This window comes from Larkinella knui, from assembly GCF_003858645.1.
Lineage (GTDB): Bacteria > Bacteroidota > Bacteroidia > Cytophagales > Spirosomataceae > Larkinella > Larkinella knui.
Map to the genome: position 1 here is coordinate 928,974 of NZ_RQJP01000004.1, position 21,457 is coordinate 950,430.

Here is a 21,457-nt window from a genome sequence, read left to right on the forward strand (position 1 = left end):
TCAACGTTATGAAAATTGCTGTTGTAGGAACCGGTTACGTCGGACTCGTAACCGGAACCTGTTTTGCCGAAACCGGCAACCAGGTGACGTGTGTCGACATCGATGAGCGGAAAGTTCAAAAGCTCATCAACGGCATCATTCCCATCTACGAACCGGGTCTGGATGTGTTGTTTAACCGCAATACCGCCGAAGGCCGGCTGAAATTCACCACCAGTCTGGCCGAAGGCATCGAAGGAGCCGAAGTGATCTTTCTGGCCCTGCCCACTCCGCCGGGCGAAGACGGCTCCGCCGATCTCAAGTACATCCTCAAAGTCGCCGGTGATCTGGGACAACTCCTCAAGGACTATGCCGTTATCGTCGACAAAAGCACCGTGCCCGTCGGGACCGCGGAGAAGGTGCACGACTACATTTCGCTGGGCGCGCAGGTGGAATTCGACGTCGTATCGAACCCCGAATTTCTCCGGGAAGGTGTCGCCATCGACGACTTCATGAAACCCGACCGGGTGGTAATTGGCACCAAATCCGAGCGCGCCAAAGCCGTCATGAACAAGCTCTATGCTCCGCTGGTACGGCAGGGTAACCCCGTGATCTTCATGGACGAACGCTCGGCCGAGATGACCAAATATGCCGCCAATGCGTTCCTGGCCGTTAAGATCTCCTTCATGAACGAAATTGCCAATCTCTGCGAAAAAGCCGGCGCCAACGTCGATGATATTCGCCGGGGCATTGGTACCGACAGCCGGATCGGCAAGCGGTTTTTGTTCGCCGGTATTGGCTACGGCGGTAGCTGTTTTCCGAAAGACGTGCAGGCGCTGGCCAAAACCGCTCAGGAATACGCGTACGATTTCCAGATTTTGAAATCGGTTATGGACGTCAACGCGAAGCAGAAAACCAAACTGTTACCGGTTATTAACCAGCACTTTAACGGCGACCTGAAAGGAAAGACCATCGCGGTTTGGGGGCTGGCCTTCAAACCGTATACCGATGACATCCGGGAAGCACCGGCCCTGGAAAACATTGAGGCTCTGCTGGCGGCTGGTGCGAAAGTGACGGCCTACGATCCGGAAGCGATGGATAATGTGAAAAACGTGCTGGGCAACCGGATCACCTACGCTCACACCTCGTATGCGGCTCTGGACGATGCCGATGCGCTGGTGATCATGACCGAGTGGCCGATGTTCCGGACGCCCGAATTCAGCAAGATGAATCTGTTGCTCAAAAACAAAGTCATCTTCGACGGCCGGAATCTGTACGAACTGGAGCAGATGAAAGAAATGGGCTATACGTACTACAGCGTGGGTCGGGAGACTGTCACCCAGGCGGTGGAACAACCGGCCTGATAATTAGTAGGCTTTGGAAACGGTTTGAAAAACGAAATAAACATTCTTAGGTGTGAATAGAAATTCAAAGATATACGTCGCCGGTCACCGCGGAATGGTCGGGTCGGCCCTCATTCGCAATTTGCAAAGTAAAGGATACCAAAATATTATTACGCGTACCTCGTCGGAACTGGATCTTCGTAATCAGACTGCCGTCGCTGATTTTTTTGCCGACGAAAAACCGGACTACGTCTTTTTAGCGGCTGCTAAAGTTGGCGGTATCTGGGCAAACAATATTTATCGGGCTGACTTTCTATACGATAATCTACTGATCGAGGCCAATATTATCCATAGTGCCTACCAAAATAGCGTCGAAAAACTCCTGTTTTTGGGTTCATCCTGCATCTATCCCAAGCTGGCTCCGCAGCCGTTGAAAGAAGAATCTCTTTTGAGCGGTTATCTGGAAGCGACCAATGAGCCCTATGCCATTGCTAAAATTGCCGGTATCAAGCTTTGCGAAGCCTATCGAAGTCAGTACGGCTGTAATTTTATTTCGGCGATGCCGACGAATCTTTACGGTCCCAACGACAACTATGATCTTCAGGGGTCGCACGTATTGCCGGCCTTGATCCGCAAATTTCACGAAGCCAAAATCAGCAACCATCCCTTCGTCGAGATTTGGGGGACAGGCTCCCCCCGACGGGAGTTTCTTCACGCCGATGATCTGGCTGATGCCTGCGTGTTTCTGATGGAAACCTACAACGACGAATCGTTTGTCAACATCGGTACGGGTGAGGACGTGACCATTCGGGAGCTGGCCGAGCTGGTGAAAGAAACCGTTGGCTTTGAAGGCGAACTCCGCTGGAATACCGATAAACCCGATGGCACCCCGCGCAAACTTATGGATGTTTCGCGACTGCACAGTCTGGGCTGGCAACACCGAACCGATCTGCAAACCGGCGTATCCGCAACCTATCAGGATTTCCTGCGAAACCAGGAAGTCTACGTTTAACCACTATAAAACATCTTTAAACTACAGTTAAACATTTTTTATGAAAAAAGCACTTATTACCGGTATTACGGGGCAGGATGGCGCTTACCTGGCCGAATTATTATTAGAAAAAGGGTATGAAGTACACGGTATCAAACGCCGGAGTTCCTTGTTCAATACGCAGCGAATCGATAATTTATACGAGGATCCGCACGAAAAAAATGTGCGGTTTAAGCTCCACTTTGGCGACCTGTCCGATTCAACTAATATCATCCGAATTATTCAGGAAGTACAACCCGATGAGATTTATAACCTTGGAGCGATGTCGCACGTGCGCGTCAGCTTTGACGAACCGGAATATACCGCCCAGGTCGACGGCATCGGTACATTACGTATACTGGAAGCCGTCCGGCTGTTGGGTCTGACCGAAAAAACCCGCATCTACCAGGCTTCTACTTCCGAACTCTATGGCGGGGTTCAGGGCCATGCCCAGTCGGAATTGACGCCATTCTATCCGCGTTCACCGTATGCCGTGGCCAAATTGTATGGCTACTGGATTACGGTCAACTACCGCGAAGCCTACGGTATGTATGCGTGCAACGGTATTCTTTTCAACCATGAGTCTCCGCTGCGGGGCGAAACGTTCGTGACGCGCAAAATTACCCGCGCCGTAGCCCGTATCGGGTTGGGTTTGCAGGACAAGGTTTTCCTGGGCAATATCGATTCGCTGCGCGACTGGGGCCATGCCAAAGATTATGTAGAAGCCATGTGGCTGATTCTGCAACAGGAAAAACCGGAGGATTTTGTGATTGCCACCGGCGTTACGACCAGCATCCGTGATTTTGTGCGGATGGCGTTTGCTGAAATTGGCGTCGAACTCGAATTCCGGGGCGAGGGCGTTGCCGAACGGGCGTTTGTGGTCAGTGCGTCGAATCCGGATTACCCGGTTGAAGTCGGCAAAGAAGTGCTCAGCATCGATGAGCGGTATTTCCGTCCGACGGAAGTGGATCTGCTGTTGGGCGATCCGACGAAGGCCATGACCAAACTGAACTGGCAGCCTAAATACGATCTGGCCGCTTTGGTAAAAGACATGATGACAGCTGACATCGACTTGTTCCGTCGTGACCAGTTGCTGGCAGAAGGCGGGCATTTGGTGATGAATTATTTCGAGTAAATACACATCGGTTCGAAAACCGGTAAATTTTATGTCAGTGACCTCGAAGCAACGCGCAACGGTTATTAGCCTCAACCTCTCACTGGGTAACTACCAGCAATTTCGGGAGGAAATTATAATGGCGGCAAAAGCGAAACAGGCGGGTTCCGTCTGTTTCGCGAACGTCCATATGACGATTGAGTCAAAGTTTAACTCAAACATTGCCCAAGCGGTCAACGGTGCCGATTGGGTCCTGTGTGACGGTGTGCCTCTTTTGTGGAGTATGCGCTGGCTGTACGGGATCAAGCAGGATCGGGCTACGGGCTTGGACATGTTGCCCGATTTGTTGCAGCAGGCCGAAGAAACCGGGGTATCGGTATTTTTTTACGGATCTACGCCTGAAATTCTACAACGGACAGTTGAGGTATGCCAACAGAAGTACACAAAACTAACCGTTGCCGGTACATTATCTCCTCCTTTCAGACCCTTGACGCCCGAAGAAGATCAGGCGGTAATTGAAGAAATCACCCGGTCGGGTGCCGGCCTGGTTTTCGTATCGCTCGGTTGCCCCAAGCAGGAAGTCTGGATGGGAAAAATGCGCGGACGCATACCCGCCGTATTGCTGGGGATTGGCGGAGCGTTGCCGGTTTTGGCTGGTGATGTGAAGCGGTCACCAGACTGGATGCAACGGGCGGGCTTGGAGTGGTTGTTCCGGTTTGCTCAGGAACCTAAACGGCTCTTCAAAAGGTATGCCATTACAAATAGTTTGTATGTCTGGTATTTATTAAGGCAGTTTATTAGTCATACTGCTTATAAAAAGAACAATACTGCTGTTCAAGCGTAAAGGAGGCCTGTTCTGATTAGTTTCTGACCGTGATCAGCTATGCGAGCATTACCATGTTTTTTATTTTTTTTGTCAGTCAGCTATAGTTTGATTGCTCAACAATCAGGCACATCATCAGTGCAGTTTTCAACGGAAGTGGGGGGGATGGCTTCAACAGCCCGTCGAACTCCCTTTTGGTTCCGAGCCAATCAATTTGGTACTATTCCATCCGTCTCTCCTACCGGAACAATCCGGATAGGTAGCTCCGGATTGTTCCGGGCTGATACCACAAAGCGGATTTGGTTTTTTGGTTATGGAGCAGAAGTTGTCGGTAATGCTGGGCCTCGTGGTCAGCTACTGGTATCAGAAGGTTATGTTAAAGTTGGACATGGTTCTGTTGAATTGGTTTTAGGCCGCCGTAAGGAAGTATTGGGTTTAGTTGATAGTACTCTCTCGTCGGGTTCTTATTCATGGTCGGGCAATGCACTTCCAATCCCTAAGATTCAGATTGGCACCAGTGGATTTGCGCCCTTGCATTTTACAAACGATTTATTGGCTATCAATGCGTTTATTGCTCATGGTTGGTTTGCCAATACCGATTCAATACAAGGTTCTTTTTTGCACCAAAAAGCGATTTATGGAAGAATAGGAAAACCGCACTGGAAAATAAAAGTTTTCGGTGGAATTATTCACAGTGTTCAGTGGGGCGGGAAGTCCAATTATCTGGATACCAATCACTCTTCGAATGGAGAGTTGCCATCTTCTTTCAATGATTTGCTTCATATTATTGTTGCAAAACAACCAGCCAGAGCCGGAAATTTATCAAATCATGATCAGGTCAATCAGTTTGGAAATCACGTTGGATCTATAGATGTAGGCGCTGAAGTGACTTTCATCCGTTGGAATGCTTTGCTGTATTACCAGCATCCATTTGAAGATAAATCCGGGATAGCAATGGTTAATTTCCCTGACGGTTTATATGGTATACAATTGAAAAGGAGGGCAAATAACGTTGAACAATTTTTCAGGATACAACAAATTTTGGCAGAGTATCTATCAACGATGAACCAGAGTGGTAGTACACTTAACATTGGTAGAAGGCTATACGAAGGAATCGATGATTATTTTAATAATTTTCAATACTTAAATGGATGGGTTTATAAAAACCAAATTTTGGGTACCCCCTTTATAAGTCGGAAGCAGGATGTAAAATCGGATTGGCAAAATAGACCAGGTACTCACAAATTATCAATCATCAATAACCGGGTTCAGGTATTACACCTTGGAATTCTTGGGAGTTTTTCTTCTGGTATCCAATTACAGACTCGACTGTCTTTTAGCCAGAATTATGGAACATTCCGGCAACCATTTGGGCAAAAGGTGAATCAGTTTTCAGGAATCATAAGCCTGGCTTTGCCAATTAAGTGGCTGGGTGGGAGTCAGTTACGCACAGCCGTTGCCCTTGATCAAGGGCAATTATATAATAATACTTTAGGAGGCTGGATAAGTATCAGAAAAATATGGAAATAATAATTTATTTGCTACGCAGTATAGCTTTGTAAAATGAATTTATATACTTCTTCTTATCGTTTTCTTCAAGAAAAAGTGTCTCGTTAGAAACATTGTAGTTCTTTTGTAACGGGAGTGACCTAAGAAAGGTATCGAATTTTATAGATTTAAATGTAGAGATTAAGCGGTTTCGATAAAAAGAAGACAGTCCTTCTCCGCCTATCGATTGGCCGTGCCCGTTAAAGACAATAGAATCTCCAAATAACGTGTTTTTGTCAAATTTAATATTTTTCGATCGTTGGCAGCTTATTATTTGTACGCTATTATTTATAAGGACATTAGTTGAGAAGCGTACATTGCTAGCAATATGGCAATGAATTGGGATATGGATATTTTGAAGAAGATTTGAATCTGCTGTACAATTTGAAGATAATTCATCAAAGTAGATTCCAATTTCGTTTGGATTATTAGTACCTATTAAAATGTTCTTCACTATTTTTATGTTTTGATTCCTTCCACTATAAATTGCTGCACCATCTTGCATAAATAGCATTGTGCTTTGCAAATTACATTTAAAAATAAAGCTAGAATCACCGATACCACAAATACCGGAATAAGGTACATTACTTATTTTTATTGCACTAAATAAATTATTTTTCCCAGATCCAAAGATTCCAACGGCGCCTTTGAAAAGTAAACCGACATTACGTATTTCTGTGTTCATGATTCCATTACTACTACCCGTTAAATAAATACCGCCACCGTTAATATTCTGTATTAAAGTATTATCGACAATAATGTTATTTCCAGATAATTTAATTCCTGAGCCTGAACTTTTTTCGATAGTCAGTTTAGCAAGTTTAATATTTTTTACTTTTTGGCCATAAATTGCGGCATCAATATCTTGAGCAGCAAATCCTTCATTCTGTAAAGAGTTTGCCGCACAAGTTAAGATAATACCTTGAATAGTGATATTAGATGATCCTTCACTAAACTGAAAGATATTCGAATACTTTGGAGCTATGATGGTTAAATTATTAATATTTTCTCCCTCAAACGGTAAATAATAAATCTTTTCGGAAGATCGGTCAAGAAACCATTGGCCAGGTTTTTTTAAACCCGCTCTAGTGTTCCAAACTACATACTTGTTAGCGTTCTTATTACTGGCAGCGAACGATCCAAGTGGTTTAGTAGCAGGCGATGATAGAGTAATAACGTGTCTTGTGGTATCAATGGACTTGACACCTGAATATGATTCGCTCCACTGATGGTATAGCGAGATTTCAGCATTTTCAACATCAAGAGAAGTAATATCTGAAGGATCATAATGCAGCAATTGAAGTTCATCTCGGGTAGGCTGTCGTTCCCAAGAACCTTCACTAGCAGGCAACAATTTAACATTCCACTTATTAAAATACGAAAAAGAGCCAATGTCAGGTAAACGGGAACGTGGCCGAATGGAGCCATTGACTACAAGCAATCGGAAATCCCATGAATAATTCTTTGCACCAGGAATTGGGGCAGTAATGAAAGAATCCTGTTTGGTAAGGCTCTTGAGGAGGACCCCTCCATAAAAAATAGGCACTTCCGATTTATAATTTTTAATTACTAAGCCGGAGTCAGCAGGGGTAAACTTTACATTAACCCCATAGTATTTACCCCCACGGACTAAAATAGTTTTGATGGCAGTTTTTCTACAGACCTCTACCGCTTTTTCGATTGTGCCAATAGGATCAGTAAAAGACCCAGTACTCTCAGCTTTTCCAGTTGAAGCAACATAAATGACATTTTGAGCCTGAGAGACAAAAGGATAACTAGTTAGCAGCAAGAAGTAAAGGTGCCACTTTTTAATAACCCGAATGTGCCTTAGCCAGCGTAAGTTGGGCAGTTGATTCAGTAAAGAAATCATTAACAACTTTATGACAGTTATTGGAATAATGTTTCCATTCATGATTTTCCCATATAGAAAGAATTTTTGAAGCATATTGGGATGCCTCAAAATCAGGCACTACTAAATTCGGCTGTTTAACTACAGAGGCATTAAAGCCCATATTACTCACAAGTGGTACTACGCCTTGGCTCATAGCCTCGGTTAAAGCATTTGAATGACCTTCGCGTTTTTCTTTAGATGGAAATATAAAGAAGTGTTTATGTCTGATACGATTAAAAAGCTCTTCTGATTTTAAGGGAGGTGTTATTGTAATCGATCCTTGAATATCTTTAAGCTCAATAAGTGAATTTATAGAGGCTAAATATTCAGGGGTTCCTCCCCCAATTATTTCAAGAAAGAATTTATCTTTTGGAAGAAAGGAACAGATATCTAAAATAAATTCAATATTTTTAGATGGAGCAATCCTACCAAAATACAGAAGCTCAATTCGATTCGAGTTCCTAGAATTTAAATAAGGATTTGGAATCAGCAAATCTTCTGTAATGTAGTTTGGATAATAATGAGCTTTCTTACCAGTTATAGAATAAATAAACGGTACATATTCTTCACCTTGGCAAATTACAGAAGAAGCATTTAGTAATGTTTGCTTAAAGAAGTAACGATAAATGAAAGAACGACTATGATAGCCTTCAATCGCTCCACCGGCACGCAATTCATATACGGATGAACGACCAATTATCCGAGCTGTTCTAATAAGAAGCCACTCTACATAAATGAGGTGAAGGTAAAAGCCAGATAAATGCAATGATGTATTTTTACTTATATAAAGTTTAAATAAAACTTTTATATAGGCAACGAATAATTGAATAGGATAATAGAAGGCTCTGATAATCGGAACTCCAATTGGGTATGGCTTTTCAATAACTTCAACAGAAAATCCTAATTTGTTTAACAATTTTATTGTTTTCCGATTGCCAGATTCACCTCCACCTATAATTTTCCCTTTCTTTCCGCCGATGGGACCATAAAAGATAATCTTCATAGTTATTTTAATTAAAGAATGGTTTTAATAATCCTGGCAGGGTTGCCAGCAACGATGCAATTAGGAGGGACACTCTTTACAACGATGCTCCCTGCACCTACTACAGAATTTTCTCCAATTATAATGTCGCCAATAATAACTGAATTAGCTCCTATATTTACATTGTCTTTTATTATTGGACTTTTACCTCCTGATTTCGAATTCCCAATGGTTGTACTATGACGTAAAACAACGTTCTGCCCTATTATTGAATTGCTGTTGACGACAAGACCTTGCCCATGTAATACCTTTAATCCATTACTAATTGAAGTATTATACGGTATTTCAATACCTAATGTCCACTCAACAAAAAGCTTATAAAATAATAAATATGGTGTAAGAAGTATTCTCGTATATTTATTAACCCTTGCATAATTAGCAATACGGAAAAGAAAACAAATAAGCTTTCCTTTTGTGTTACCTTTATTATTAGTAAAATCTTGGGTTATAAAAACGAAGAAATTCATATTCTTTAGTTTAAAAAATCGAAACTTTTAAAATAGGCATTTAATATATCAGAATATGATTTGTAACTAAAATACTTATGTGCAGTCACAATCGAATTTTTACATATGTTTTTATAAAGTATATCGTTGTCAAATAATAAAATAATTTGTTTGGATAAGTCATTTACATCTCCAGGTAAAAAGAAAAGGCTATTGTGTTTGTGAGTTAGTATATTACCTATCTCTCCTATTTTACTAGTAATAATAGGGTTTCCACAAAACATAAAAGAAGCTATTTTCGTAGGAAATCTATGAGATGATCTAATATCATCCCACATTGGTACGATATAAAAAAAAGCATTATAACAAAACTTAGAAAGTGCGTCATCATCAATATATCCTAAAAGTTTAATATTTTCTTTTGGAAAATTTGCTTGTTCAGCAGTTAACATAATTCGCCTATAGGAAGCATCGTTATATGGGCCTGATATAATTATATCGTAGTCACATTTTTTTGAATAAGCTATACCAGAAGCTTCAATTATTAACAAAATATCTTCTATATAACCATCTACCAGACCCATCCAAAAACAATAGTCTCTGCCTTTTAGTCTGGTTAGTGAATTGTACTTATCAGGATCTTCTAGTACAGGAATAATAATAGAATTGATGGAGGGTTTTATATCTAGTACTTTATCATTAATGTTACTTGATATTGTTATTGCTCCATCTGCCATTTTTATCATTGGTCCCTCAACGATAAATTTTCTTAAATTATTTCCAGGTTCATTATGATACCATTCATTAATTTCTTCTATAATAGTTAGTCCGTAATATTTACATAAAAAAGTTGTAATCACATTGAATAAATTTCCTTGGGCATATATATATACGATCCCCTTAAGAGACCTTAATAATAAAACCAGATTAATAATGCCTTTAATGAATAAAAATGTTTTTCTTATTGCTCTTCCTTCCAAGTTAACACTGCCGTGTAAATAACGGAAATTGATACCATTATATATTCCTAAGGGCTCATTATTATACTTATTATGAGTAAGACAGTTTGTGTAAACAGAAAAAGTATTATTTGAATCTATCAACGCTTTACCTATCATATTAATCCTCTTAGCAGTAGCAGTGCCATGAGGGAAACCTGTTACGTTAGTTATCAAATTTATATTCATAATAAGTAAACGCCGTTAAATCATAAGTTAATGTTAATTAAAGACTAATTTGGGGTATTTAAATATTTGACAACTTTGCAAGGATTTCCAGCAGCTATGCAGTTAGAGGGTATACTAGATACAACAACACTATTTGCACCTATGACAGAGTTCTGCCCTATAGTCACTCCTTTTAAAATTATAGATCCATATCCGATAAACACATTATCTTCAATTAATACAGGTTTACTGCTGTAGACAGGTAAGCTCCTATGATCTGGATGAATATTATGCCAATCAAAATCAGTTATTAAGGTATTTGCACCGCAAAGTACTTTATTACCAATTTTTATTGAAGATAAAGCCCCAATCGTAGTTCCACTAAATCCGCAATTGTTACCTATAATTATTGTAGCGTTTGCTGAATTTGTTGATAAAATACATTTCTTCATTACGCCAATTAAGTTAGAATAAGGGTCGCTTCTAAAACGGCAATAATCACCTATCTGAATTTTGGACATCGGATATCTTACGACAATTGGTGAACCCCAAAATTTACAATCTTTGCCTAATGATACTTTTTTAATAGAAAATAAGAGTCTAAAGTATGGGGCCGATATTATTTGCCATAGATTTAATTTATAGAAATAAAGCCTATAGAGAAGGTATCCAAGAGGGTCATTTTTTCGATCGAGACTCATATATATTAAGAAGGTTTTCCAAAATCAATGTTGGGTCATGTCTTTTCAATGCTGTTATTTTTGCATTTTTTGCTATATTTCCTACAGATTGATAATTTAAAATTAAATGATTAATTAATCCTGGCAAATCATATTCATCATATGGATTAAATAAAAATCCGTTCTCACCGTGAGTAATTAAACTTTTTACACCTCCTACAGAAGAAGATATTACAGGCATTCCTAGCAGCATCGCTTCACAAACACTATTCGGGCTATTATCTATGTACGAAGGGTGGACAAAAAAATGGCATTGTTTCAATTGAGAGACAAGGATATCTTCAGCTAACTGGCCAAAAAAAGTAATTTCATACTTATAAGACGTTTTAGGCAGGCTCTTTTTGATAATAGTATTCAAAGGATCATTTTCGTTTATACCGAATATCTTCCAATGAATTTTAAAACTCTTTAATTTAGCTATAGTTTTATACACAAGGTCAAGTCCTTTATATAAATTAGGGTTAATAGTAGTTCCGATATAAATCTCCTTATCTAAATTAATATTTGGAAATAACCAACTATTTTTCGGTTCGTAGAAGAAAGGTCTCAGTACTTCTTCACATTGATGATAGGTACTCTTAGGGTTTATTAAATTGACAAAGTTTCTGTCCCATTCGGTTCTTCCAATAAAATGTTTCCATTCTCTTACAATTTCTAATTCTCTCGTCGCTCTCTTTTTAAACAGGAGATATTTATGAATATAAGTGTTTCCTTTCAGTATAGAGCTTAAATTATCATTAAGCAGTACCTTACGCTTTGTCAAAATACTTGGAAAATAAACCTTTGAGTAAGGCTCCACCAAGCCCTGTAAGTGAAAAACTACTTTGTCTGGATCAAATTTTCCTTTTAATAAAGAACCATACCCTGCTTCAGTTCCAAAAACTTGAATTATATCAGGCTTGAACGATTCTAATATTGCATCGATATATAAAGAACGATTATCATCAAGTTTTATAAAATATTTATAAAAGGCCTTCTTATATTTTGTGTTTGAGTTCAATGGTAGCCCATAATATATTACACCATTTTTTTCAATTTTTTTAAAATTATTCCCGTTGTAAAAAAAGCAAATAGCCAGTGAATGATTTGTATTTTTTACAAAAAGTGATTCTAAAGAAGAAATCCAACCACCACCATGCCTTTTATTATTAAATTCTTCAGATGCGTTAGATGGCGTATTAGTAAACCAAAGAATCTTCATTTTTTATTATTTTTTTACTAAAATTTAAAATTGACTCACTTAAACTTATGTAAATTACTAACAAAATCATTATCAAAAATAGATAGTTACTGTCTCTAATGAACTGAATCTTAAGCTGGTTAATCATTAGGAAAATAAACATCAAATTAAATCCATAAAGTAAATCAGAATATATCGAATTTGTGTTTTTTATTTTTTTATAGGCCTTAATTCCAGAATTAATACTAAGTATAAATATTGAAATAAAAGCCCATGCTCCTCCAATACCCCATATTACAATTAAACTCATGTAGAGGTTATGGTAGTCTGGAAACTCAATACCGGATTTGTCAAAATGAATGTCTCTATATTCGTCTCTGAATGTATAGTAGCCTTCACCAATCAAAAGAGTACCGTCTTTCAACTTGTTTTGTATCTTTTCTAGGCCATATGAAAATGTTGCCGCTCTATTAATAGCTTCACCAGTCATTACTTTATCCAAAGTAGTATTTTCTAATGAGTCATTCCTTAAAATAAAACTATCTAAGTTTAAAATTTTAGTGATATCTGGTGTAAGATACCCTACAACTGCAGCTACAAAGATGGCAATAAATGTAGTTTTATTTATCTTGTTCCTATACCTATACAGTACAATGAGCGTACAGATGGGGAATAGAAATAAAGATGATCGCGTTCCAGATAGAATAATTGAATATAGACTCAACGCAACTGTTATAATCGCTATATAGTGAAGCCTTGTATTGTATTTTTTTATTGATCCACTCACTATTCCTGGTAAAAGAATTGTAATAATGGATAAAGAGTATTCTGCATATATCTCGTAGTTTAAAAATGTTCCAGAATTGCGGAATATTTCTTTTTCAAATATTGCATTTTCGTCATACGTTGGCCATAGAGAGTTTGTTGGTAAGAAGCTTGAAAATTGGTTTATTGATACGATTACCGAATAAAGACACGTTAAAAACAAGCAGTATACAAACCTTTTTATATCAATTTCACTAATTGAAATGCCAGAAAAATAGATTACGAATTGGGTGATAAGAATGATATACAATATAGATATTATTTTTTTATCAAATTCGAAATCTCTATAAAATAAAATACTCAATACTTGAATGAATAGTATGACACATAATAAAAATATATATTTTTTTCCTGTTGAAGTGAGCTGATTTTTGAATTTTCTTTTATTAAAAAGTATTGTCCATAAAATTAAAGCTATGCCGGCTGCGATTAAGAATACGCTTCCAATTTGTTTTCCGTAAGTAAAATGGGCTCCTGTAAATAGTTGGATTACAAAAGAGAAAGGATCTCCTTTCATTAATGTATTTAATAATAGTATTGCTATTGGTAATATGCTTAGAGCGCCTATCACATTCATATTTGGAAATGATAAGCTACCGAGTATTACTATTAGTATACTTTTTAGAAATACAATGTATGAATTTTCTCGTTTTTGCATCGATCTAGTGTTCTATTAAAGATATAGCATTTATATCTTTAGAATTCAAATATTTAATTGCTTGAATAGGAGCGATAATTATGCCATAAAAGTTGCTAGCAATTAGCGCAATTGATATGCTAATTATCCCGTATGTTTGCGCAAGCTGATCAAATAAAATCACAAATATTGCTACAGATGCTATTGAAGAAATGGTTTGTATTTTCAGTAATGAGATAGAATTGTTAAATATGACGTAAACCGCCCCATTTATAAAGGTTATATAATACAACATAATGAATAGTGATGTATTATAATTATATGTTACATTTCTTCCTAACCAAATATTGAATACAAAAGGACCTACTAAGTATTCTAAAACTAATATAGCTGAAATACCAAAAACTAATTTTCTGAATTTTACTAATTCTTTTTCTAATCCTAGGTAGTCATTAACTGCATTTAGTTTTGCAAAGTTTATCCAATATGGTGTACTGATAATGGTTAATAATATCTGAGAAACACTAAAATACTTGCTGTATGTGTTGTATTCGGTTACGAATTCTGGCTTAAAATACAACGAAACCATAAAATTCCCCAATTGAAATTGAGTGACTGATGCGATTTGAATAATAAAGAACTTGCTAGATTTTCTTAATGTATTTAATATTAGATTTTTATTGTATGCTTTGACTTTAAATTTTATCTTATTTTTTTTACTAAACTGAAGGGCTAGTACGCTTACAAAGTTTAATATTGCAGGGAAACCATATATTAATAATATTGTTAGTAAGATTTTGTCATCAACTTTATTGTTTACCATAATAAACAATACTAATCCTAAGAACTGACCTATGAAATTGACGAAATAGGCTAAATACGTTTTTCCTAAACTGTAGTATAGGTTTATACCAGGTTGTGCCAAATAATTTACTAGTGCAATCGTAGCTATTATATAAAAATAATTAGTCCACTTACTTTGGTTCGGACCTAGATTAAATATTTTATTTATTATCTCACTATCCCAGATTCTAATATAACTTATTATTAACAATAAAATAACAAATAGTATGGCTATTGCAATTACTGAATTTGTATACAATGAGCTCGCTTTAGCTATCTTATTATTCACTATGTAGCCTGATAATTCATTCTTTAGGATATTATTAAGCCCAAAATCAAATACTTGCAGTATAAAGAAAAATGAAACAATAGATAGATATAGCCCAAATTCTTCTTTGCCTATCGCTTGTATTACAAAGGGTATGATGATGAAACCTGTTGCTGCACCTCCGGCTCTGGATACAAATGATAAGGCTATATTTAATGAATTTGAATTAAATCTCTTTTTCGTAACTGCTAATAAGTTCATCAGTGATGTATACTATTTAGTTATACCAATGCATCAATAGGTACATAATTTTTATAATTTATGTACCAAGTAATGAATTTCTCTACTCCCTGCTCTATGGTTGTGCTGGGTTCGTAACCACACAAATCATGTAGGCTATCAATATCTGCCCAAGTTTCTGGGACATCTCCATCCTGGATGTCAAAGTACTGCTTAATAGCTTCCCGATTTAAATTTCTTTCAATAGCTTCGATAAATCTATTTAGGCTTACGGATTGGTTATTGCCAATATTGTATATTTTATAAGGAGCTGATGATGACGATGGGTTTGGCTTTTTACCATCCCACTCTAAATCTGTACTTGCTGGCCTATCTAATACACTGATTACTCCACTAATTATATCATCTACGTATGTAAAGTCTCGTTTCATCTTTCCATGATTGAAAACTTTAATTGGCTTTCCATTTATTATAGAGTCTGCAAATAGGAAATAGGCCATGTCCGGCCGGCCCCATGGACCGTAAACTGTGAAGAATCGTAGTCCAGTTGTCGGAATATTGTATAAATGGCTATATGTATGAGCCATTAATTCATTCGACTTTTTGGTTGCTGCATATAAAGAGACAGGATGACTTACGTTATGCTCCACCGAAAATGGCATCGTCTCATTTAACCCATACACGCTTGATGAGCTGGCGTATACCAAATGTTTTACTTTAAAATATCTGGAGACTTCTAGAATATTTAAGAACCCAACCACATTGGATTGCACATAAACATCAGGATTTTCTACTGAATACCGCACACCAGCTTGTGCCGCCAGATTCACAATGATGTCAAATTGTTCGCGTGCACATAGAGCCATTAACTGTGCTTTGTCTTCTAAGTTTTGTCTTACAAAGCGGTAGTTTGGATATTTTCGGCTTCGTACTTCTTTATACCACTCTATGTCACTTCTATTAATTCCGCTTTCTTCCAATCGAGCGTATTTTAGATTTGAATCGTAGTATTTATTTATGTTATCGATTCCTACTATCTCATCACCACGTTTTAATAATTTTTCCACTAAGTGGAACCCTACAAAGCCGGCAGTTCCTGTAATTAATATTTTCATTGTTATAATATTTTTATTGAACATGTATTAAGTCTTAAATCAAAAAGCTTTTTCGTCGCCCTTTATCATTTTCTCAACCGTCCACCAGCAAATCTTTACATCCAGGGAAAGAGACGTATACTTGGTATACCAGATGTCGTAGCGAACCCGGTGCCGCATCTGGTTTAATTCAGACGTTTCGCCCCGGAGCCCTTTTGACTGAGCTAGTCCCGTTATCCCCGGTTTTACAACAAACCGGTGCTTATATTCCGGTATCAAGGGCATATACTGAACATCCAAAGGAATCGGGTGCGGTCTGGGACCAACGATGCTCATGTGACCGGCAATGACATTCAGAACCTGCGGTAATTCATCGAGATTGGTTTTCCGAAGGATGCGGCCGACTTTGGTGATTCGCATGTCATTGTGAGTGGCCTGTTTGAACGAAGCATTTTTCTGGTACTTCATCGTCCGGAATTTCAAACAGGGAAATGGGCGGCCATTTCTCCCGGAACGCAGTTGAACGAATAAAATCGGCCCCCGCGATTCCAGTCTGATCAAAAGCCCGATCAACGGGATAAACCAGGATAGGATAAATACGGCAACCAGAAGGGAGACGGTGATGTCGAAGGCCCGCTTTGCTACCGGCTGTGGCTTTCCCGCAGCCGTCTCACTGACGACGTAATACGAGGAGTCGGGTTGTAACAGGTTAATCATAACGTTCCAGGTTGAGTAAATACGTTAGAGACAAGGGTCCTACTATCCGGGATTTTAAGCCCGGTTAGTAAGCGCCGTCAAATACTGTTTTTGGAATAAGTAGCCGAATTAGCTGCCCGGTAATAAGCGTTTTAGGAACGATTTCTTGGCAATGGTATCCTGCTCGTAGTAACCGCCTGATCCATATCCGTAGCCATACCCGTATCCGTAGCCATAGCCATATCCGTAGCCATTGCCTTCGTTTATAGAGTTCAGAATCAGGCTCAATTTCCGGAAGCGCTGTTCTTTGTACATGACGTCCACCATTTTCAGGTGCTGTTTGGGGGTTACGTCATGACGCACAACGTACATGGTGGCATCCGTTTTGTCGGCCAGAATCTGGGCATCAGTTACCAGACCGACGGGGGGCGAATCGACAATGATGTATTGGAAACGCTCGCGCAACTGGTGGAAGAGGTCATCTACTTTGTCACTGACGAGAAGTTCCGCCGGGTTGGGCGGGATGGGGCCGCTCGTCAGAATAAAGTAGTTTTCCATGCCCGGCACGGGTTGCAGAATATCATCCAGGGTAACCTGGCCCACCAGAAAGTTACTGATTCCGACGGTGTTCGGCATATCCAGCATCGAATGCAGCTTTGGCCGGCGCAAGTCCATCTCCAGAATGACGGTGGGACGGTCGATCAGCGCCAGACTGGCACCCAGATTGAGCGAAATAAACGATTTGCCTTCCCCACTGATGCTGGACGTAAACAGAATGGCCAGACTCTCGTTGTTCGACCGCAGAAATTGTAGATTGGTTCGTAAGGCCCGGACTTGCTCGGCCACAATCGACCGGCTATTGGACGTAACCACCAGTGGGAATTTATGCTTGGCATACGCAATTTCGCCGACAATCGGAGCACTCGTCAGTTCTTCGATGTCCGAACGCTTCCCAATGCGGTTGTTCAGCATGTCGCGGGTGGCAAAAGCACCAATTGGGATCAGTATGCCTATAGCGCCGAACAGTAAAAAGATGAGGCTCTTTTTAGGTTTGATGGGCTTGCTGCCGCTGCGGGCCATATCGATGGTCCGGCTGTCGGCAATGGCCGAAGCGTAGGAAAGGGCGGTTTCTTCGCGTTTTGCCAACAGATAAGTATACAGGTTGTTTTTGATCGCCTGTTGACGGGTGATGTCCAGCAAGGCTCTTTCCTTGCGCGGTACTGAGCGAATCATCGATTCGAACTTGCGATTATGGGCCATCAACTTCTGACGGGTGCCCGTCATGATGTTTTTCATGGTCTGAATATTGTCGCTGATGTTCGCTTTGGTGGTCCGGATCTGCTCGTCTACCGAACGCAGAATGGGGTTATTTTCCGAAGTAGTTTTCGCCAGCGTTTCGCGTTGAAGTTCCAGTTCCGACACTTTCGTAATGAGTCCCAGAAGGGTGGGGTCGGTTAAACCTAAGGTAGAGGGAGCAGAGCCCATTTCACCGGCTTTGCTGCGCACATACCGTTCCACATCTTCCAGAGCACCCAGTTGGATGTTGACCTGACTTAATTGGGCGTCGTTTTGCTGAACGTTTTGCAGGAATATCTGCGATTCGGTGCTGATATCGGTAATTCCTTCGGCTGATTTATAACTCTCCACATCTTTCTCGACCGTTGCCAGTTCGCCGGAGATGAGTTTAAGCCGTTCTTCGATAAAATCCAGGGTATTGGCTGCCACCAGGTTTTTATCTTTCAAAGCCGCATCGTTGTATTCTTCAACAACCTTGTCGAGGATATTGCGCCCTTTCTCCGGTACGGCCGTTTCCAGGCTGAGGATCAAAACCGTTGATTGCTTGCTGGTCGCTTCCACTTTCAGATCTTCCACAAACTTTTGGATCATCTCCTGTTTGGGAGCCACATGCACAATGACGGGTTCTTTATCAAGCTTGACACCGGCCTTCGGAAAAATCCGGATGCGTCCAAACTCCGTGTTTAGGCTTTGGTTGACCGCATAAGTCTTTTCGCCAATCTTAACGGTTTTCGGATTTATAAATTCGACTTTGATACCTTCTTCGTACAAAAGAGGTTTGGGCTGTTCGACAACCAGGCGAAACGGCGATGCTTTGTAGATCTCCCGCTCGCCAACCGGCGTATCGTGGAAATAGCTGACATCCAATGCCAGGGCATCGTTCACTTTTTCCATGATCGTGTAGGACTTCAGAATCTCGATCTCGTTTTCGACCACTTTCGAATCCGTGAAGAGATCCATCTCCTTCATGATGTTGTCGGCCGAAATTCCTTTCTTCTCGTCCTTGATCAGGATGCTGCTCTGGACTTTGTAGATGGGAACCTGGTATTGGAGATAGGCGTACCCAATGGCCAGTGCCACGACGAGCGAGAGCAGAAACCATTTCCAGTTTTTCAGATACCGGAACAGGATCAGCCGGAGGTCAGGTTCCTTTTCCTCCTGCTGGTGATAAACGTACGGAGTTGTGATCATAACGTTGTTGAGTAAATAGGTATTATGGGTTGGTCGTTTCCTCCTGATCGGATTGGGCGACCACTGATAAGCTTTCTTACCGGCGAATAATAACCGCTATCAGGGATAGCGCACCGATGATCGATGGCAAAATGGTGTAGAAGCGATCGGCGTAGGCCAGACGGGCTTTTCCCGGTTCTACATAAATGACATCGTTTGGATGCAAATAATAAAAGGGAGACTTGAACAGATCACGCTGGTTCATATTGACCCGGCCAAATTCCCGTTTTCCGTTGGTTTCCCGAATAATCATCACATTATCCCGGCGACCGTAGATCGTAATATCACCGGCGAGACTCAGCGCTTCCGTTATGGTCATTTGCTCGTTTGGAATACTGAACATCGACGGTCGGGCTACTTCCCCCAGTACGGACACTTTGAAATTCAAAAATCGTACCGCTACGGTGGGTTCTTTCAAATAATTTTTCAGTTTTTCCTGAATCAGATCCCGGGCGGCTGCCGAGGTTAATCCTACCACTTTTATTTTGCCAACCAGGGGTAGCTGAACATTCCCTTCCGTGTCAACCAGATAACCGACCACGGCCGTCACCGGAACCTGCCCGTTCACCGTTTGAAACGTAGCCACCCGTTCTGCCCCGGCATAGGGATTAAAAAAACTACTGGCTTCCGGATTCAGGCTATTGACATTGATGCCTAGTAAATCATTGGTTTGAATGGTTGGTATATACCGGTTTGTAATGACCTCGGCGAGGGCCGTACTGTCGGTTGCCGGACTTTGAAAGTAAGTGATTTGTTTTTGAGAGATGCAGGACGAGAAACCAATGACCAGTAAACCGAATACTACCCAATTCCAATTCTTCATGTGCTGTGATTTTCGATCAATAAATTAAGTACTTTCCGTATTTTTCGATTTGTCCGACAGAAAAGGCTCCGAATCAATTCTCAATTGCCCTAAAAAAAGCCATTTCAAGCCAGTTTAAACTATTTATCCACAGAAACGGCAGAAATAATTTCGCATATTTTTTAGCGGGTTATTGTTGAAAATGCTACCGTATCCTAAATTAATGCCCTATGGATTTAGGAAATGCAAAAATATTTTCTCATTTTTCGACATCGAATTAGTTATCAGACTTTTTAATGATTATTCACTATTTATTAAGTCGGACGATTACTCTCGGTTGTTTACGTATTTATGAATTTATTTTTGCAATTACTTAGTTAAATCAACCTGTTTTAATCTCTATCTCTTGTTCCTATTGCCATGCGTAAGTATGAATTGACCGACTCACAGTGGGAGAAATTAAAGGACATGATGCCTTCCAACAACCGGCCTGGCCGTCCGTGGCGTTCCCATCGTCAATCCATTAATGGTATTCTCTGGATTTTGAATTCCGGTGCTCCCTGGCGTGATCTGCCCGAGCGGTACGGTTCCTGGAAAACCATCTATGATCGCTTTCGTCGCTGGCAGCGGGACGGAACTCTTGCAAAGATTCTGACGCTTTTGCAATTGAACTTTCCAGCCGCTGCCGAGAATTACACGCCGATTACCTCGGAGAAAGACCTGTCAGCTGTCAGTTAGTCACGCATTCACTGCACGTCTGATTGACACCGATTGGACTTCCGTGCTTTTCTTAAGACGGAAACAAATAGTGATTTTTTGATAGTTTCAACGCAAGTTGAAACGCGGTATGATAGACAGAGAGAGTAGTAACTTCAGCGTATGAAGTTGGCACTGTTTACTAGGTAATCGGGAGGTAAAACAAAACCTCACTTATGCAATTTTACGGTGGTACTTCGTAAGTAATTGAGAATTATCAGTCACGGTTTTAAGCCATTCTCAATACTTGTCTTTTGCAAACATTTATTCAAATATAGTGAAAATTGTTATAAAGCAAGAGTTCGGTACGTAAAATAAATGTTAAATAGGATTTTTATCATTTAACCACTGTATAGTTAAAAAAATGGTTTGAAGAAATCACGACAATTAACAGACAAACAATTGTGTGATTTGACAGTTGAATTGTTGCAAAAGTTGTGCCACCATCTTTTTAATCTAGTGAATTATTAG

Annotated in this window: 18 protein-coding genes; 6 read left to right on the top strand and 12 right to left on the bottom strand. The window is 40.0% G+C overall.

Going from position 1 to position 21,457, the window contains the following annotated elements; genetic code table 11:
• The first annotated feature begins 8 nt into the window (after nt 1-8).
• Genes EHT87_RS22220 through EHT87_RS22240 form a run of 5 tightly spaced genes read left to right on the top strand, consistent with a single transcriptional unit; the run spans nt 9 to nt 5,816 of the window.
• Nucleotides 9-1,340 carry a UDP-glucose dehydrogenase family protein gene (locus EHT87_RS22220; protein ID WP_124908838.1) on the top strand — a complete coding sequence of 444 codons (1,332 nt, stop codon included), beginning with the start codon at nt 9-11 and terminating at the stop codon, nt 1,338-1,340.
• 52 nt (nt 1,341-1,392) lie between these two features.
• The gene (gene fcl, locus EHT87_RS22225; protein WP_124908839.1) at nt 1,393-2,331 is read left to right on the top strand and encodes a GDP-L-fucose synthase; all 939 of its coding nucleotides are present in this window, start codon (nt 1,393-1,395) and stop codon (nt 2,329-2,331) included.
• Between the two features lie 40 nt (nt 2,332-2,371).
• A complete protein-coding gene (gene gmd / locus EHT87_RS22230) occupies nt 2,372-3,484 on the top strand; it encodes a GDP-mannose 4,6-dehydratase (RefSeq protein ID WP_124908840.1) in 1,113 nt (370 codons plus the stop codon).
• 31 nt (nt 3,485-3,515) lie between these two features.
• Entirely contained in the window at nt 3,516-4,307 is a 792-nt protein-coding gene (locus tag EHT87_RS22235) for a WecB/TagA/CpsF family glycosyltransferase (RefSeq protein WP_124908841.1), read from the top strand.
• Between the two features lie 39 nt (nt 4,308-4,346).
• On the top strand, nt 4,347-5,816 hold the full coding sequence (locus tag EHT87_RS22240; protein WP_124908842.1) for a capsule assembly Wzi family protein: 1,470 nt from the start codon (nt 4,347-4,349) through the stop codon (nt 5,814-5,816).
• 4 nt (nt 5,817-5,820) lie between these two features.
• On the opposite strand, the gene EHT87_RS22245 is transcribed toward EHT87_RS22240, so the two are convergent.
• The 12 genes from EHT87_RS22245 to EHT87_RS22300 all read right to left on the bottom strand — a co-directional run bounded on the left by EHT87_RS22245 (nt 5,821) and on the right by EHT87_RS22300 (nt 20,251).
• On the bottom strand, nt 5,821-7,704 hold the full coding sequence (locus tag EHT87_RS22245; RefSeq protein ID WP_124908843.1) for a right-handed parallel beta-helix repeat-containing protein: 1,884 nt from the start codon (nt 7,702-7,704) through the stop codon (nt 5,821-5,823).
• On the bottom strand, nt 7,643-8,728 hold the full coding sequence (locus EHT87_RS22250; protein WP_124908844.1) for a glycosyltransferase family 4 protein: 1,086 nt from the start codon (nt 8,726-8,728) through the stop codon (nt 7,643-7,645). Before EHT87_RS22250 ends, EHT87_RS22245 begins: the two co-directional genes overlap by 62 nt.
• 11 nt (nt 8,729-8,739) lie before the next feature.
• Nucleotides 8,740-9,234, bottom strand: coding sequence for a serine O-acetyltransferase (locus tag EHT87_RS22255; RefSeq protein ID WP_124908845.1), 495 nt, complete (start codon nt 9,232-9,234; stop codon nt 8,740-8,742).
• Nucleotides 9,235-9,239: 5 nt separating this feature from the next.
• A complete protein-coding gene (locus tag EHT87_RS22260) occupies nt 9,240-10,400 on the bottom strand; it encodes a glycosyltransferase (RefSeq protein WP_124908846.1) in 1,161 nt (386 codons plus the stop codon).
• A gap of 44 nt (nt 10,401-10,444) precedes the next feature.
• On the bottom strand, nt 10,445-11,080 hold the full coding sequence (locus EHT87_RS31815) for an acyltransferase (RefSeq protein WP_124908847.1): 636 nt from the start codon (nt 11,078-11,080) through the stop codon (nt 10,445-10,447).
• Nucleotides 11,058-12,320, bottom strand: a complete 1,263-nt coding sequence (locus EHT87_RS22270; protein ID WP_124908848.1) for a glycosyltransferase — start codon at nt 12,318-12,320, stop codon at nt 11,058-11,060. The genes EHT87_RS31815 and EHT87_RS22270 overlap by 23 nt, the downstream gene beginning before the upstream one ends.
• Nucleotides 12,298-13,782, bottom strand: coding sequence for an O-antigen ligase family protein (locus EHT87_RS22275; RefSeq protein WP_124908849.1), 1,485 nt, complete (start codon nt 13,780-13,782; stop codon nt 12,298-12,300). Before EHT87_RS22275 ends, EHT87_RS22270 begins: the two co-directional genes overlap by 23 nt.
• Nucleotides 13,783-13,786: 4 nt before the next feature.
• On the bottom strand, nt 13,787-15,133 hold the full coding sequence (locus tag EHT87_RS22280) for a lipopolysaccharide biosynthesis protein (protein WP_124908850.1): 1,347 nt from the start codon (nt 15,131-15,133) through the stop codon (nt 13,787-13,789).
• A 20-nt stretch (nt 15,134-15,153) separates the two neighbouring features.
• The gene (locus EHT87_RS22285; protein WP_124908851.1) at nt 15,154-16,227 is read right to left on the bottom strand and encodes an NAD-dependent epimerase; all 1,074 of its coding nucleotides are present in this window, start codon (nt 16,225-16,227) and stop codon (nt 15,154-15,156) included.
• A gap of 39 nt (nt 16,228-16,266) precedes the next feature.
• Nucleotides 16,267-16,923 carry a sugar transferase gene (locus tag EHT87_RS22290; protein ID WP_124908852.1) on the bottom strand — a complete coding sequence of 219 codons (657 nt, stop codon included), beginning with the start codon at nt 16,921-16,923 and terminating at the stop codon, nt 16,267-16,269.
• A gap of 108 nt (nt 16,924-17,031) precedes the next feature.
• On the bottom strand, nt 17,032-19,389 hold the full coding sequence (locus EHT87_RS22295) for a GumC family protein (RefSeq protein WP_124908853.1): 2,358 nt from the start codon (nt 19,387-19,389) through the stop codon (nt 17,032-17,034).
• Nucleotides 19,390-19,465: 76 nt separating this feature from the next.
• Entirely contained in the window at nt 19,466-20,251 is a 786-nt protein-coding gene (locus EHT87_RS22300; RefSeq protein WP_124908854.1) for a polysaccharide biosynthesis/export family protein, read from the bottom strand.
• 399 nt (nt 20,252-20,650) lie between these two features.
• Between EHT87_RS22300 and EHT87_RS22305 the strand changes: the two genes are divergently transcribed.
• The gene (locus EHT87_RS22305) at nt 20,651-20,968 is read left to right on the top strand and encodes a transposase (protein ID WP_124908855.1); all 318 of its coding nucleotides are present in this window, start codon (nt 20,651-20,653) and stop codon (nt 20,966-20,968) included.
• The last annotated feature ends 489 nt before the right edge of the window (nt 20,969-21,457 follow it).